We start from the raw sequence: 15,090 nt of genomic DNA on the forward strand, positions 1-15,090 counted from the left end.
GAGTGGATGAAATTTTGAAGGCCAGCCGCCGCATCAAACGATGTGGACACCGTCTCTGCTAAAATCCAGCCTGGCCCGCCCAGGTTTTATGCAGCTGCCAGAAACACAAAAGCCCAGCACTAGACTGGGCTTTTGGATGAGCGTGGATCGCTTATCAAATATCTATTCAAAGGATGAACACAATGAGCCGCACTAGCCATATCTGTCTGATGGCGACCTATAACGAGTGGATGAGCGCCAAGGTCTATGCAGCAGCCAAGGGCTTGTCCGATGAAGAGCTATCGGCAGACCGGAAAGCTTTTTTTGGCTCTATTCTCGGAACTCTGAACCACTTAGCAGTCGGAGATACGATCTGGCTGAAGCGATTTGCCAAGCACCCAACGAACCACTTGGCACTGGAGCCGGTGAGGCAGCTTCCTGATCCGAAAAGCCTCGATCAATGGTTGTTCTCTAATATTCGAGAGTTCTCAGCGTATCGAGAATGGCTCGACCGAATAATCATTAAATGGGCTCAATCCATTACGGAGTCCGATTTAGATGGCCCCTTCAATTATGCAAACATGAAGGGTGTAGTGTCCGATAAGGATTTTTACAGCCTGGTCATGCATTTTTTTAACCATCAGACCCATCATCGCGGCCAAGTTACAACTCTGCTTTCGCAGGCGGGTGTCGACGTAGGCGATACGGATCTAGTCGTTTTGATTCCATCCGAGTCACGCACTTAGCAAAACCGCAACATTAGACTGGGTCTTTTCACATCAGGACATGCGGAGTTTCAGGCCACCACCCCTATCAAAATCCGCATGTTCATTGTTCGCTCCCCTGCTTTTGATTTGCCTGCTGCATCTTTCTATGAGCATCAAAGCACAAGACCCGAAAAAAAGTGGAAAACTGCTTCACTGAGGCTTCCTTGCCCTCCTTTGTTTCCTCCACTGGATAAAGCTCAGCAGCAGAGAACATTGTCTTGGTCAGTCCTGTTTCATCTTTAACCGGATCGTAGTCGGCGATGAGCGACTTGGTCTCTTCAATGGGAAGCTCGTACTGCCTGCCATGCATTATGTAAGCTGCCGTCAAAGCAGGCTGCTCGCACCCGCCCGGCACCCCTGAAATCCTGATTGTTTCCGCTCCAGCATTCGAAGATAGAAGCATCAATGCCAAAGCTGGAACGCCTACTACTCCCACCAAAACCCGCATGATTCTTCCTCGCCCTGAAAGTGGGGACCGTAGTATTTATCTTTACTTGGATCGGATCACGATCGTAGATGCGAGCATGTCACCAAGCCGTTTTCGTGAGCCAAAGAAAATAAATATCCAGTCAAAAATGTTCAGAAACGGCGTGGTGATGTTGCGCATAAAAGATTGATAAAGATTGCAGTTAAGGTAGCTCTGCTCATCAATCACTGACATCCCCAGCAGCTTTTTACCCAAGCTTTGACCGTTCGGCATTGCATCGGAAAACAGGTAATACGCCACACCTGAGCCTAAAGCCAGAATGCCGACCACGCTTGGCGGTAAACCAACAAACTCGGCTGCTAGCCCTACGGCGTAGAACAGAAAGAGGGTGGTTATAGAGTCAATCATTTGTCCTCCCCACCGACGTCCCAGTCCAGCCAGGTTATTGGGCTTCTGATACTTGCTTTGAGTGCTGCTGATTTCCATGCGTTGTCACTCCGTTGGTATATGGATACAGGAGTATCGGCACCACGTTAGCAACATTGAATTACGTCATTTCACAAAGCGTTGCTCGCCTAATCTCCACCACAGCATCTACTTGCTAGCCGATCCATCCGCCGATTGGGCTGAGGTATGTAACGGCTCTGGCCGCGTTCGAAGCCGCCATCCTGGAGCTGTCGAACTGGGTCAATCAGCGCGAATCGGCCGATGTCGCGGAAAACGTGCGCGGTGCTCTGGACAGATGACAGAGACAAACTGACTAGCCTGCTTCCCCCGCGATCATGCTGAAGATCTACCTCTTCTCCCTGCCACTCTGAGCCAAAAGCTAACGCCACACCTTCGCCGCCCATGACCAGGTACGGCCATGAATCCGCGCTCCGCGTTGATATGTTTATTTTCACACTGTTGATTTGTGAAATATTTTATGTCATTTATACCCTCGCAAATTATCAGGACAGTCCACTTCGCCAGATCGGACGGCAGACCCCGTACCCCCCAAAAGCCCATCCAAGGAGTCAACAATATGAACAAGACAGAACTTCTAGGTGCCCTGGCACTGTGCGCCGCAAGCTTGCTGGCACACGCCGACGACGACAGCCTGCGTATCGGCATCGAAGCCGCCTACCCGCCCTTCTCCTTCAAGACGCCGGAGGGCAATGTCAGTGGTTTCGATTACGACATCGGCAACGCTCTGTGCGCAGAGATGAAGGTCAAATGCGAATGGGTCATCCAGGAATTCGACGGCATGATCCCGTCGCTGAAAGTGCGCAAGATCGATGCGGTACTGTCGTCGATGTCGATCACTGAAGACCGTATGAAGTCGGTCGACTTCAGCAAAAAGTACTACCACACGCCGGGCAAGTTCGCGATGAAGACCGGCAACGTGATCAACGACCCGCTGGTCGATCTCAAAGGCAAGAAAGTCGGCGTGCAACGCGCCTCGACCTACGACCGTTTCGCCACCGAGCAGCTGGCGCAAGTCGGCGTCGAAGTGGTGCGCTACTCCTCACAAAATGAAGCCTTCCTCGATCTGGCATCAGGTCGCCTGGACGCCACGCTCGCCGACATCGTCAACACCGATGAGAGCTTTATCAAAACGCCAATAGGTAAAGGTTTCGCTCTGGTGGGGCCGGACATCAACGACCCGAAATACTTCGGCAAAGGCGCCGGGATCGCGGTGCGCAAAGGCGACAGTGCGAACGTTGCACGCCTGAGTGCCGCCATTGACGCCATCCGCGCCAATGGCACGTACCAGCAAGTGATGGCCAAGTACTTCGCCTTCAATATCTACGGCGAATAAGCCGTTACCCGAAACCCTGGCGCCGGCCTTTGCGGGTGCCATTTTTGGCTTGTCTCGCGCGCTTCCCGGCGCTCGCTTGAGGAACTTCATCATGCTTCACGGCTACGGATCGAGCATTCTCGATGGCGCCTGGCTGACCATTCATCTGGCCCTGACCTCCATGACCATGGCGATTGCCCTGGGCCTGATCGGCGCCGCCTTTCGTTTGTCGCCGTTTAAATGGCTGGCGCTACTGGGCGAAGGTTATACAACGCTGATTCGCGGTATTCCTGACCTGGTGTTGATCCTGCTGATCTTCTACGGCGGCCAGGATCTGGTGAACCGCATTGCCCTCGCACTCGGTTACACCCGCTACATCGACATCAACCCCTTTATCGCCGGCGTCTGCACCATGGGCTTCATTTTCGGTGCCTATCTCTCGGAGACCTTTCGCGGTGCCTTTATGGCGATCCCTAAAGGTCAGGGCGAGGCCGGCGTGGCTTATGGGATGAGTGGCGCGCAGGTGTTCTGGCGGATTCTGGTGCCGCAGATGATTCGTTTCGCCATTCCGGGGTTCACCAACAACTGGTTGGTGCTGACCAAATCCACCGCGCTGATCTCGGTGATCGGTTTGCAGGACATGATGTTCAAAGCCAAAAACGCAGCGGACGCAACCCATGAGCCGTTCACGTTTTTCCTCGCGGTGGCCGCGCTCTACCTGATGCTGACCAGCGTGTCATTGCTGGTGCTGCGCTATCTGGAAAAACACTACTCGGTCGGCGTCAAAGCCGCCGAACTGTGACTGGGAGCACACCCATGATTCTCGACTACAACCTGATCTGGGAAAACCTGCCGCTGTACTTCAATGGCGCCTTGTTGACCCTCAAAGTCCTGCTGATTTCCCTGGCCGTTGGCCTGGTGTTGGCGATTCCTTTGGCGCTGATGCGTGTATCCCGATCGCCGCTGATCAACTTCCCGGCCTGGCTCTACACCTACGTGATACGCGGCACCCCGATGCTGGTGCAATTGTTCCTGATCTACTACGGCTTGGCGCAATTCGAAGCGGTACGCCAAAGCGCGCTCTGGCCTTACCTGTCCAGCGCCACCTTTTGTGCTTGCCTGGCCTTCGCGATCAACACCAGCGCCTATAGCGCGGAACTGCTGGCCGGCAGTTTGAAGGCCACGGCCCACGGCGAGATCGAAGCCGCCAAGGCCATGGGCATGTCGCGCTTTGCCTTGTACCGCCGCATCCTCCTGCCGTCGGCCTTGCGCCGGGCGCTGCCGCAATACAGCAACGAAGTGTTGATGATGCTGCAGACCACCAGCCTGGCGTCGATCGTCACCCTGGTCGACATCACCGGAGCCGCTCGTACGGTCAGTTCGCGGTTCTATCTGCCATTCGAGGCGTTCATCACCGCCGGCCTTATCTACCTGGCCCTGACCTTCATCCTGGTTCGTCTGTTCAAGCTGGCCGAGCGCCGCTGGCTGGCCTATCTGGCACCGCGCAAGCACTAAGGAGTTTTATGAAGCACATTCAATACCGCTTGCCGTGGAGCGCCTCGGGCACAGAACGACGGCTGTCGCTGTTTCGTTTTGGCAGCGGGCCGCGCAAGGCCTACATCCAGGCCTCCCTGCATGCCGACGAGCTGCCGGGGATGCGCGTCGCCGTCGAACTCAAGCGCCGTCTGCATGAACTCGAAGAACAAGGCCGCTTGACCGGGGTGATCGAACTGGTGCCGATGGCCAATCCGATCGGCATCGCCCAGATGTTCCAGGCCACCCATCAAGGTCGCTTCGAATTCTCCAGCGGAAAGAACTTCAATCGTGATTTTCCGGAGCTGGCCGAAGCCGTGGCGCCGATGCTGGAAGGTCAACTGGGAGACGATCCAGACATCAACATCGCGCTGATCCGTCGCGCCATGAGCGATGTCCTCACCGACATGCCGGCCCCGACATCGGAACTCGATGGCCTGCGCCGCCTGTTACTGCAACATGCCTGCGATGCCGATGTGGTGCTGGACCTGCACTGCGACTTCGAGTCGATCATGCTGCTGTATGCCATGCCGCAAAACTGGCCACGCTTGCGCTCATTGGCCGCGCGCCTGGGCGCTGGCGTTGCCCTGCTGGCCGAGGCCGCGGGAGGCAACGCCTTCGATGAAGCCTGCGCAATCCCTTGGCTGCACCTGGCCGAACGCTTTCCTGAAGCCAATATTCCGCTGGCGTGTGTGGCCACCACGATCGAATTGCGCGGCATGGCTGACACCGAACGCGAGCAATGCGTCGAGAGCGCGCAGGCCATTCTCGGCTATCTCGCCGAGCAAGGCCTGATCAGCGGTGACTGGCCTGCCGCGCCACCCAGCCGTTGTGAAGCGACACCCTTCGCCGGTACGCAGTACGCCTATGCGCCGCACCCGGGGGTGGTGAGTTATCTGCAACCGTTGGGTGCCCGCGTCAAGGTCGGCGATCCGCTGTTCGAAGTCATCGATCCGCTGACCGATCACCACAGCGTGGTGCATGCCAGCACCGACGGCATCCTCTATGCCCGTGAACGCCTTCGCTTTGCCCAGCCCGGTTTGTGGCTGGCCAAAGTGGCCGGCCGTACCCCTATTCGCCAAGGCCGTTTGCTCAGCGACTGATTCCGGAGAGTTGAAACCATGTACAAACTTGAAATTCAGGATCTTCACAAAAGCTACGGCAGCCACGAAGTGCTCAAGGGCGTGTCCCTGGAGGCGAAGGCCGGTGACGTCATCAGCATCATCGGCTCCAGCGGTTCCGGCAAAAGCACCTTCCTGCGTTGCATCAACCTGCTGGAGCAGCCCAACGCCGGCAACATCGTGCTCAATGGCGAACAGCTCAAACTGGTGACCAACAAACTCGGCGGGCTCAAGGCTGCCGAGCCCAAACAGTTACAACGCATGCGTTCGCGGCTATCGATGGTGTTTCAGCACTTCAACCTCTGGTCGCACATGAGCGCCCTTGAAAACGTCATGGAGGCTCCGGTGCATGTGCTGGGCATGAACAAGAAAGAAGCGCGGGAAAAGGCCGAGCATTACCTGAACAAAGTCGGCGTGGCGCACCGCATGGACGCCTGGCCGGCCCATATGTCGGGAGGTGAACAACAGCGTGTGGCGATTGCCCGGGCACTGGCCATGGAGCCGGAAGTGATGCTGTTCGATGAACCGACCTCAGCCCTCGACCCCGAGCTGGTCGGCGAAGTGCTTAAAGTCATGCAGGACCTCGCACTCGAAGGCCGCACCATGGTGGTCGTGACCCACGAAATGGGCTTTGCCCGCGAGGTTTCGAACCAGCTGGTGTTCCTGCACAAGGGCCTGGTTGAAGAGCGCGGCAACCCGCGTGAAGTGCTGGTCAAGCCACAGTCCGAGCGGCTTCGGCAGTTTCTGGCCGGCAGCTTGAAATAGTCCTGCCCGCCCGCTCACCGCCCCCGGGTTCAGCACTGCACACCAAAGGGCGGCTTCGGATACACTCCAGCCAACTTATGCCCGCGCGCAAAACCCTGTGGGAGCGAGGCTTGCCCGCGAAGAACGATAACGCGCAATGCCTGATAAACCGCGGTGTTCGCTTCGCGGGCAAGCCCGCTCCTACAGGTTATGCGCACGCCCCCAGCCCATCTCCAACCCTCAGGAACTGTAGAGCCGGACATGCCGACCCCTTCGAAAAACACCACGGTCTATGCCGCGCCGGTGATGCGCAAACTGGCGGAAATCGTTTCCGATCTACAGCCTTCACTGCGCAAAGTGGCGGATTTTATCCTGCGTCACCCGCTAAGGGCCGCGACGCTGACTATTGAAGAAATGGCTCATGAAACAGCCACCTCGCCCGCCGCGGTCAATCGTTTGGCCAAAGCGCTGAACCTGGGTGGCTACACCGGCATGAAGGCCGAACTGGTCGCGACGTTGCAGCAAATGGTGTCGCCAGTCGACAAACTGCGCAACGAACTGGCGCATCGTCCTGACGGCGCATTTGGCCTGCATGAGCAACTCCAGAGCGCCACCAGCAACCTCGCCACGGCAGCCACCAACAACCATGCCGACACCTTTGAAGCGTTCGTCACCCGCCTGATCGAAGCGCGCAAAATTTACATCCTGGGCTTTGGTAACAGCGTCTACTTCGCCGGCCTCGCCGCCTCGACGCTGATGCCCTTCTGTGCGGACGCCACCGCCATTAGCATGGAGGGCGGCAACGAAAACGCCGCTTACCGCCTGGCCGCCATCACCGATCAGGATGTGTTGCTGGCGATCTCCCTGCCGCGCTATTCCCTCGACACCCTGCAACTCGCACGTTTCGCCAATGAGCGCGGCGCCTCAGTGCTGGCGATCACCGACTCACCCGCATCGCCGCTCACCAGCATTGCCGAACATGTGCTGTTTGCCCCCGCCGACCATCCGGTAATGACCAGCTCCAACATCGCCGTGCTCGCCTTGATCGAAGGATTGGTGGCGGGCGTGATGGCGCGCAATAAAGAAGCCGTCAAACTGGCGACCGAACTGACTGAAAGTGTGATGTCTTATTTGCATATTCCTGCCAGTGGTAAATCGCCGAAGAAGTGATGGCTGACGAGGGGTAGTTCTCCCTGGTGGCCGATACTCTTGGGCTAGCAACTGAAGGCAGGTTACTCAATGCTGAAGAAACAGCTGGAAAGCAAAGTAGCGACTGCCGCTGAAATTGAGCGCTCCATCCAAGCCCTGAACAAAATGGCAGAACGCCTTTGAGGTGATGGCCGGGAAGCTGAGGCGAAAACCCTGCTTGATGCCTTGGACGCACTAAACCGGGCGCTTGATCGGATCAGGATTGGAGAGAGTCGAAGGACTTCGACTCTTCATTAAGACGCATGAGTCAATCAGCGGTTGAGATGAGGGCTGGGCGAATAACCCAGTTGGGATCGACGCTAACGAACAGCAAGCAAGTCGGCGAGCCCACAGACGGGCGGGTCCGAAAAAGATCTTACCCATAGATGTTTAGCTGCGCGTTTAAGTACACCCGGTGTTACTTCATCGAGGCTACAACGCCTTGCGTCGTTGCCTACGCCTGCGCCAGAATCCGCCGGCTTGTGCGCTTTGGGTACAGGTTTTATTGTTTCCTGGTCACTGAAAAACAGTGATCGGGTTTGGTAGCCCGTACATGAGATTTGCACAGCATCACCATTCGCGGCGTTTTTTCGTCTCGGCTTTATGGTGGTCATGCACAGGGCACCTTCGGGTGCGCCGGTCTCCTCATGTCCCGGTCTACCAACCTGCGCATGGCCGCCACCCATCGTTTGGTAGCGAGGTTGGATGGCTCCTTACTTATGGCATGAGGAGTTTTATCTATGTTCAAACCTACACCCAATCCGCCGATCACAGACCCGACATCCCCCTACGAATCCCTCGATTCAAAAAAGCTCCACGAAGCCGCCGAGCTCGCCCTCGACCACTACCTCAACCCGGCCGCTCAGATCATGGCCTCCACCAACGAACCCGAGCCCATGTACCTCGCCAACCCGAAGTACAACACCGAATCCCTACTGGCCAACGCCAGCGAAACACTCGGCTCGGCTACCGTCATGCTCAACAATTTCGCGGCGCTGCTGGAAACCTCACATCGCAAGACCCTGCTGGGCATTGCGCAAGTGGTCATGCTCGGTGAACTGGCGGTGAACCAGGCACTGGATCACGTCGAATTGAAGGAGTAATCGTCGTGCCCTGTGGCGAGGGCGCATACCATCGCCACAGGGAATATTCTCAAAATCAGCGTCGCCCCGATCCGTATACAGACACTCTGCACCCGTAGAGTTACATGTCGGGTCGGACCTACCTATGCAAGCAGCGGGCTAGCGATGTATTTTTGGCCAATGACCCTACATCGCAGTCTCATTTACGCATCGATACTCCTATGCACCGCTTGCGCAAAAACAGCAAGTATCCCGCCAGCCGACCTGACACTGTCGTCTTTTGGGCCTGGACCAAATAATCTTTACACAATCATTTTCACGTCAAATATCGATTTATTGAACGCCTTCAACACCTACGAAAACGCCAACCAATTAACGCCGATGTTGACCTGTTCTCTAGATAATGACTTGGACTTCTCGGTGGACCATTCCATCAACGTAAAAGCAGAGGGACGAGTGACCTCAGAGAGAAAAAACGAAACCAACCATACCTTTCTAGCAGATCTTGTTTTTTATCATACCAATCGGGATGGAACCCAACTTGATCTAAATAGCTATGACGTAATCAACCCACTCATTGCAGCCCAAACATCAATTCCTTGCAAGGTCCGCATAACGGCGTATGGGTACAAAGCCTATTACACCAACACCTTATTAATCCCATCTGGAGAAAGCGCTGTTGGAACGGATCGGCGCCGAGAAGCGGTCGCTGATTGTGTCGAAGGCGCTGGCTGACGCACTTGAAGTGCTGGGTGAACGCCACGACTTCGAGGAGTGACAGGAGACGGCGTCGACATTCCCGATCAACCTTGCCTCAGCCACCACTGAAGAGCCCGCCCGCTTCGCCAGCATGTCGCGACCTGAAATCATTGTTAAGGAAAAGTGGTCGCGACAGCTTGAGGATTTCGCCAAGACCGGCATAGAACCTTAATGCTTACGCTGCACAAACGTGATTCAAAATGGATCGTCAGGGAATGGGCCGACGAATGCCGCGCGAGCGTTCTCGTAAGATCTAAGCTCAGAAGTCCATTCAGCAAATGGCTTCAATTGGGTATTTAGTTCAGCAAAAGAGATTGCTTTTTTGGAATTCAAAACTCGGATCAATCGCTGAATTTCGTAATCGCTTTGGTCAAAGTTGTTCCAGAGTATTAAAGCATCGACTGCCAGCTTCACATGATCAATATCAGGCACCTCACGGGCATTTACGTCCAGTGAGTCGCGCAAAAAGCGATTGAGCAGTTCGATTGCGTCATCTGCGTCTTTGTCCGTTACTTGTTCCACTGCTGACTCCTCTGGCTTCGACCTTTCACCTGTAATACCCCAAGCCAAACCAAATTGCCACCACCCCACGCTGCGCATCCGGTCACGGAGGGCGGCGCCTGAGCCGACTACGAGCGGGGCTTATTTCAGCTTGAGTTCTATTTTGAATAGAGTCTCAACCTCCTCAGCAAGGTTCAATGCTCTTTCCACGCACTCCGTTAAATCTTCTCTCGCTTTAGCCTCGGATCGTTTTGCAACGGCATGAAAATCTCCTAGGACATCTGCGTCGAGGGGCACCGGATCATTAACACACATTCTGGAGTAATCGCGCTGCATATCCAAACGGTGATGTAAATCCTCAACTTGAAAACACTCATCGTAAAAACTCAGCAATTTTTTGGAAAGTGCTGCGCTGACGTACAGGTGAGAGTTTTGAAAGCTAAATTCGAAGGGAATCAGCTCAATCTGCTGCGTGGACCAATGATGAGTCACAAAAAGGTTACGAACTTCATAGAATGCTTGATGCAACTCCCTTTGATATTGATGGACTGCGAGATTATTTGCCCGCTTTGCCTGAGCTGCTGACCGCCAAGAGAAAACAGCCGCAACGACGGATACCAAAAAAGCAAGTCCGGCTATTAAATTTGCCCACATTGGCGCATCCACTACTGCCCCCTCCCTCCGGCCCAATTCCGGGTCGAACACAAAGACACCCACTTTGACGAATCGCGCGAATCGAAAGCGCATCTCTACGGCGCGCCGGGCGCCTTCGTTTCATCAATCTGCAAATGCCGGGCTCCACACCCATTGCATGTGAAGACTTGCGCGTCGATGCCCTTGTCGTAATGCATATCGACCTCAGTGCCATGGCCGAATTTTTGGCAAACGAATTTCACGGTCATTGCTGTAACTCCAGCATCAGGTGAGACCTCATGTTAGTCCGGAATCGAAGAGGTAAAGCATCAATCACTCCACCGCTCGGGCATGACCCGGCATAGGACGCCCCATGCCCACAGAAAACACACCGGCTGATCCATTCGGCCCGAACGGTCGCACCTTCCACATTCACTTGAGCGTTCGCGGTGCGCTGCGGGACGTCAGTAAGCGCCAGCTCAAAGGCATGTTCCGCTTCGAAGGTGGCCGTGAGTGCACCGCAGACGAGGCGAAAGATCACCTGCTTGAGGCGCTGGCCCAAGGGAAAGAAGTTCTGCCGTTCGGGCCCGTGCGAGGGTTTCGATTTCGCCGGCGGCGGCTGCCCAGGCCATGACAATCCGCCGACGCTGAATGCCCATAATCTGGTATCGATGGAGAGTGCAGGATGATCAGTCCTGCTTTTTGTTCCATTATTCCATTCGTTTAACCGGGTCAGAAACAGCTTCGCCGCATTGGTCAGCGTATTTGTTTAGGAGGATCGAATAGTTCGCAGCGTCATTATCGATATCTTTCATCATCGACTTGATTGCCATTTCTGTTCTGGCGCGAGTCAGCTTCTCGCTGGTGAGAGCTTTCGAGTAATCCAAGGCACTATCCGCGGCTTTGCTACTCCGCTCAGCTAATTCCGGTTTCTGAGCCTCAAGAATTTTTGCTGAAATCACATAGAACCCGGCGCACTCAGCCAGCTGAGAGCATGACCGCACTCGAAAAGCGCTACCCGCGAGTCGTTCACCAAGAAGCTGAAGCGGATCTGCCAGAGGCTGGACGAGGCATCGACCCGCACTATCGCTCACAAAGACTTCTTCAGCAAAGCAGCAACGTCCCAGATAGGCAAAAAGCTCAGAACCGACAACACTCGAACGATAGGAAAAGCGTTGCTTAATCGCCAACCCGGAAACGCTATCGTGCACGCGAACGAGACTGCTCATTACTAGCAAGGAATCAAATAGACACCCACCCGCTGTACGCTCTGCTGGCGGGGCAATTTTTTCGGTGGGGTAAAAGGTGGGGTAAATTCATAAATGAAAAAGGCCGGCGCTTTCACTGCCGACCTAAGTCATTGAAAAATATGGTCGGGACGGAGTGATTCGAACACTCGACCCCTAGCACCCCATGCTAGTGCGCTACCGGACTGCGCTACGCCCCGACTAGGCGTTGATTTTGTCCCTCATCTCGAGGAACGCTCAAGAATATATCGCAAGCTTTTGAAAACTGGAAGTATTTAAAAGCAGGAATTTATTTTTTGAGTACCACCAGAACATCTTCGAGCTCGGCGATCATCTGGCGGATCATTTGTTTGTATTGGGTGGTGTCGTCTTTGGCCTCATCGCCGGACAAACGCAAGCGTGCGCCGCCGATGGTAAACCCCTGATCGTAAAGAAGCGCGCGGATCTGCCGGATCATCAGCACGTCCTGGCGCTGATAATACCGGCGGTTTCCGCGGCGTTTGACGGGGTTGAGTTGAGGAAACTCCTGCTCCCAGTAGCGCAGTACGTGCGGTTTTACGGCACATAGCTCGCTGACTTCACCAATGGTGAAGTAGCGTTTGCCCGGGATGACGGGTAGTTCGTCGTTATGACTTGGTTCCAGCATAAGCCTCAACTCGGGCCTTCAACTTCTGCCCTGGACGAAAGGTGACCACACGGCGAGCCGTGATCGGGATTTCTTCTCCCGTTTTCGGATTGCGGCCAGGCCGCTGGCGTTTGTCCCGAAGGTCGAAATTGCCGAAACCGGACAATTTGACTTGTTCGTTGTCTTCAAGAGCGTGCCTGATTTCTTCAAAAAACAGTTCGACCAATTCCTTGGCCTCCCGCTTGTTCAGGCCCAGCTCTTCATACAGACGTTCCGCCATCTCAGCTTTCGTCAAAGCCCCCATACGTCACTTCCTTAACGTGGCGTTCAACCTTTGTTCGAGCGAGGTGAGGATGTTTTGCGTCGTGGTATTCACCTCATCGTCATTAAGAGTGCGCGATGGATGCTGCCAGGTCAAGCCAACTGCAAGGCTTTTTCTATGCGGATCAATACCTTTACCCTGATACACGTCAAATAGCCTGAGGTCTGTCAGCCATTCACCTGCATTTTCACGGATTACGTCCAGTACGGCAGCGGCCGCAACGTCTTTGTCCGCCAGCAGTGCAAGGTCACGACGCACTTCAGGAAAGCGCGATAACTCCTGGAATTTAGGCATTTTGCCCAACGCCACTTCGGCCAGAACCAGCTCGAATACGAAGACCGGACGGTCGAGACCGAGGGTTTTCGACAATTCAGGGTGGATCGCGCCAACGAAACCTACCAAACGGCCTTCACGTTCGATGCGCGCGGTTTGACCCGGGTGCAATGCCGGGTGTTTGCCCGGCACGAACGTGAACGAGTCCAGTGCGCCGGCGAAGCCCAGTACCGCTTCCACATCGGCTTTGACGTCGAAGAAATCCACGACATCGCGACCTTGTGCCCAGCCTTCCGGCAGACGGCTACCGCACACCACACCCGCCAGCATCGGCTCTTGCTTCAGGCCTTCCAGCTGACCGACGAAGCGCAGGCCGCTTTCGAACAGGCGGACGCGATCTTGTTGACGGTTCAGGTTGTGCTGAAGCGCCTTGACCAGGCCAGGCCACAGGGACGAACGCATGGCAGCCATGTCGTTGGAAATCGGATTGGCCAGCAGCAGCGGCTCGACACCCGGATTAAACAACTCGAACTGTTTCGGATCGATGAAGCTGTAAGTAATCGCTTCCTGATAACCACGAGCCACCAGCAGACGACGCAGCTCAGGCAGATCGCTGCGCGCTTCAGCCTTGGCTTGCGGCGCCAGACGGGCTTGCGGGTAGCGAACCGGCAGACGGTTGTAACCGTACAGACGGGCCAGCTCTTCGATCAGGTCGACTTCCAGGCTGATATCGAAACGGAAGCTTGGCACTTCAACGCGCCACTGCCCTGCCCCATCGGCAGAAATGGTCAGGCCCAAGGCGCTGAGCAGACGCTCGACTTCGGCCGAATCCATTTCCATGCCCAGCATTTGGGTGATGCGCTGGGCACGCAGAGTGATCGGTGCGATCGACGGCAGGTGCTGTTCGCTAACGGTCTCGATGATCGGACCCGCTTCGCCACCGGTGATTTCCAGCAGCAGGCCAGTGGCGCGCTCCATGGCTTCACGGGCCAGCTTCCAGTCCACGCCACGCTCGTAGCGGTGCGAGGCATCGGTGTGCAGGCCGTAGGAACGAGCCTTGCCAGCGACGGCAATCTGGTCGAAGAACGCGCTTTCCAGGAAAATATCGCGAGTGATCGCGGTGTTGACGCCGCTATGCTCGCCACCCATGACGCCGGCGATAGCCAAGGCGCGGGTGTGGTCGGCGATCACCAGCGTATCGCTACGCAGGCTGACTTCCTGACCGTCGAGAAGCACCAGCTTCTCGCCATCTTCGGCCATGCGCACGCGGATGCCGCCATTGATTTCTGCGAGATCGAATGCGTGCAGCGGTTGACCCAGTTCCAGCATCACGTAGTTGGTGATGTCGACGGCGGCGTCGATGCTGCGCACGTCGGCGCGACGCAGGCGCTCAACCATCCACAGCGGCGTAGGCTTGGACAGGTCAACGTTACGGATCACGCGACCCAGGTAACGCGGGCAAGCATTTGGCGCCAGCACTTCAATCGAGCGCGCTTCGTCGTGCACGGCAGGAACGCTGGCAATTGCCGGACGCACCACCGGGGCGGCGTAAAGCGCACCGACTTCGCGGGCCAGACCGGCCAGGGACAGGCAGTCGCCGCGGTTCGGGGTCAGGTCGACCTCGATGCTGGCGTCTTCCAGGTTCAGGTATTCACGAATGTCCTGACCGACCGGCGCATCGGCCGGCAATTCCATCAGGCCATCGTTGCCTTCGCCAATTTGCAGCTCGGCCTGGGAACACAGCATGCCGTTGGATTCAACGCCACGCAGCTTGGCTTTCTTGATTTTGAAGTCGCCCGGCAGTTCGGCACCGATCATGGCGAACGGGATCTTCAGGCCCGGGCGCACGTTTGGCGCGCCGCACACAACCTGGAAGGTCTCCGTGCCACTGCTGACCTGGCAAACGCGCAGCTTGTCGGCGTCCGGGTGCTGCTCGGTGCTCAGCACCTCGCCCACCACCACGCCACTGAATTCACCGGCGGCCGGCGTAACGCTATCGACCTCAAGACCGGCCATCGACAGACGAGCAACCAGCTCGTCGCGATTTACCTGCGGGCTTACCCAGCCACGCAGCCATTGTTCACTGAATTTCATCCTGCTCTCCTAAGA

The 15,090-nt window shown here is 56.0% G+C and carries 19 protein-coding genes, 1 tRNA gene and 1 pseudogene; 11 read left to right on the forward strand and 10 right to left on the reverse strand.

The features are described from left to right. The first annotated feature begins 182 nt into the window (after positions 1-182). Positions 183-725, forward strand: coding sequence for a DinB family protein (locus PSH88_RS18810; protein WP_305422031.1), 543 nt, complete (start codon positions 183-185; stop codon positions 723-725). Positions 726-807: 82 nt separating this feature from the next. On the opposite strand, the gene PSH88_RS18815 is transcribed toward PSH88_RS18810, so the two are convergent. Together PSH88_RS18815 and PSH88_RS18820 are read right to left on the reverse strand one after the other, a co-directional pair. Next, positions 808-1,194, reverse strand: coding sequence for a hypothetical protein (locus tag PSH88_RS18815; RefSeq protein WP_305422032.1), 387 nt, complete (start codon positions 1,192-1,194; stop codon positions 808-810). A 42-nt stretch (positions 1,195-1,236) separates the two neighbouring features. Next, complete coding sequence (locus PSH88_RS18820; RefSeq protein WP_305422033.1) at positions 1,237-1,659, reverse strand: RDD family protein; 423 nt, start codon at positions 1,657-1,659, stop codon at positions 1,237-1,239. Between the two features lie 538 nt (positions 1,660-2,197). Between PSH88_RS18820 and PSH88_RS18825 the strand changes: the two genes are divergently transcribed. The 9 genes and pseudogenes from PSH88_RS18825 (at position 2,198) to PSH88_RS18865 (ending at position 9,356) form a co-directional block, all read left to right on the forward strand. Then, positions 2,198-2,974 (forward strand): ABC transporter substrate-binding protein, encoded by a 777-nt coding sequence (locus tag PSH88_RS18825; RefSeq protein WP_305422034.1) that lies wholly within the window; start codon positions 2,198-2,200, stop codon positions 2,972-2,974. Between the two features lie 91 nt (positions 2,975-3,065). Then, complete coding sequence (locus PSH88_RS18830) at positions 3,066-3,755, forward strand: ABC transporter permease (RefSeq protein ID WP_305422035.1); 690 nt, start codon at positions 3,066-3,068, stop codon at positions 3,753-3,755. Positions 3,756-3,769: 14 nt separating this feature from the next. Beyond that, entirely contained in the window at positions 3,770-4,468 is a 699-nt protein-coding gene (locus tag PSH88_RS18835) for an ABC transporter permease (RefSeq protein ID WP_305422037.1), read from the forward strand. 8 nt (positions 4,469-4,476) lie between these two features. After that, the gene (locus PSH88_RS18840) at positions 4,477-5,589 is read left to right on the forward strand and encodes a succinylglutamate desuccinylase/aspartoacylase family protein (RefSeq protein WP_305422039.1); all 1,113 of its coding nucleotides are present in this window, start codon (positions 4,477-4,479) and stop codon (positions 5,587-5,589) included. Positions 5,590-5,607: 18 nt separating this feature from the next. Beyond that, positions 5,608-6,372, forward strand: coding sequence for an ABC transporter ATP-binding protein (locus PSH88_RS18845; RefSeq protein ID WP_305422041.1), 765 nt, complete (start codon positions 5,608-5,610; stop codon positions 6,370-6,372). A 240-nt stretch (positions 6,373-6,612) separates the two neighbouring features. Further along, the gene (locus tag PSH88_RS18850) at positions 6,613-7,521 is read left to right on the forward strand and encodes a MurR/RpiR family transcriptional regulator (RefSeq protein WP_305422042.1); all 909 of its coding nucleotides are present in this window, start codon (positions 6,613-6,615) and stop codon (positions 7,519-7,521) included. A 69-nt stretch (positions 7,522-7,590) separates the two neighbouring features. Beyond that, positions 7,591-7,797: pseudogene (locus tag PSH88_RS18855) on the forward strand (hypothetical protein). Between the two features lie 482 nt (positions 7,798-8,279). Continuing rightward, positions 8,280-8,642 (forward strand): DUF6124 family protein, encoded by a 363-nt coding sequence (locus tag PSH88_RS18860; RefSeq protein WP_305422043.1) that lies wholly within the window; start codon positions 8,280-8,282, stop codon positions 8,640-8,642. Positions 8,643-8,957: 315 nt separating this feature from the next. Then, positions 8,958-9,356 (forward strand): hypothetical protein, encoded by a 399-nt coding sequence (locus PSH88_RS18865; protein ID WP_305483317.1) that lies wholly within the window; start codon positions 8,958-8,960, stop codon positions 9,354-9,356. Positions 9,357-9,575: 219 nt separating this feature from the next. Here PSH88_RS18865 and PSH88_RS18870 read toward each other — a convergent pair whose 3' ends face one another. From PSH88_RS18870 to PSH88_RS18880, 3 genes are all read right to left on the reverse strand, one after another. Continuing rightward, positions 9,576-9,902 (reverse strand): hypothetical protein, encoded by a 327-nt coding sequence (locus PSH88_RS18870; protein WP_305422044.1) that lies wholly within the window; start codon positions 9,900-9,902, stop codon positions 9,576-9,578. 120 nt (positions 9,903-10,022) lie between these two features. Continuing rightward, on the reverse strand, positions 10,023-10,547 hold the full coding sequence (locus PSH88_RS18875; protein WP_305422045.1) for a hypothetical protein: 525 nt from the start codon (positions 10,545-10,547) through the stop codon (positions 10,023-10,025). Between the two features lie 83 nt (positions 10,548-10,630). Beyond that, entirely contained in the window at positions 10,631-10,783 is a 153-nt protein-coding gene (locus tag PSH88_RS18880) for a hypothetical protein (protein WP_305422046.1), read from the reverse strand. A 104-nt stretch (positions 10,784-10,887) separates the two neighbouring features. On the opposite strand from PSH88_RS18880, the gene PSH88_RS18885 reads away from it, so the two are divergent. Further along, a complete protein-coding gene (locus PSH88_RS18885) occupies positions 10,888-11,148 on the forward strand; it encodes a hypothetical protein (protein WP_305422047.1) in 261 nt (86 codons plus the stop codon). 76 nt (positions 11,149-11,224) lie between these two features. On the opposite strand, the gene PSH88_RS18890 is transcribed toward PSH88_RS18885, so the two are convergent. From PSH88_RS18890 to pheT, 5 genes are all read right to left on the reverse strand, one after another. Further along, a complete protein-coding gene (locus tag PSH88_RS18890) occupies positions 11,225-11,743 on the reverse strand; it encodes a hypothetical protein (RefSeq protein WP_305422048.1) in 519 nt (172 codons plus the stop codon). A 141-nt stretch (positions 11,744-11,884) separates the two neighbouring features. Next, positions 11,885-11,961, reverse strand: a tRNA-Pro gene (locus tag PSH88_RS18895). 89 nt (positions 11,962-12,050) lie between these two features. Next, positions 12,051-12,407: a MerR family transcriptional regulator gene (locus tag PSH88_RS18900; RefSeq protein WP_003179985.1), complete on the reverse strand. Its 357-nt coding sequence runs from the start codon at positions 12,405-12,407 to the stop codon at positions 12,051-12,053. Next, entirely contained in the window at positions 12,388-12,690 is a 303-nt protein-coding gene (gene ihfA, locus PSH88_RS18905; protein ID WP_002553164.1) for an integration host factor subunit alpha, read from the reverse strand. The genes PSH88_RS18900 and ihfA overlap by 20 nt, the downstream gene beginning before the upstream one ends. 3 nt (positions 12,691-12,693) lie before the next feature. Continuing rightward, positions 12,694-15,075 (reverse strand): phenylalanine--tRNA ligase subunit beta, encoded by a 2,382-nt coding sequence (gene pheT, locus PSH88_RS18910; protein WP_305422049.1) that lies wholly within the window; start codon positions 15,073-15,075, stop codon positions 12,694-12,696. Positions 15,076-15,090: the final 15 nt, after the last annotated feature.

It is taken from the genome of Pseudomonas wuhanensis, assembly GCF_030687395.1.
Classification (GTDB): domain Bacteria; phylum Pseudomonadota; class Gammaproteobacteria; order Pseudomonadales; family Pseudomonadaceae; genus Aquipseudomonas; species Aquipseudomonas wuhanensis.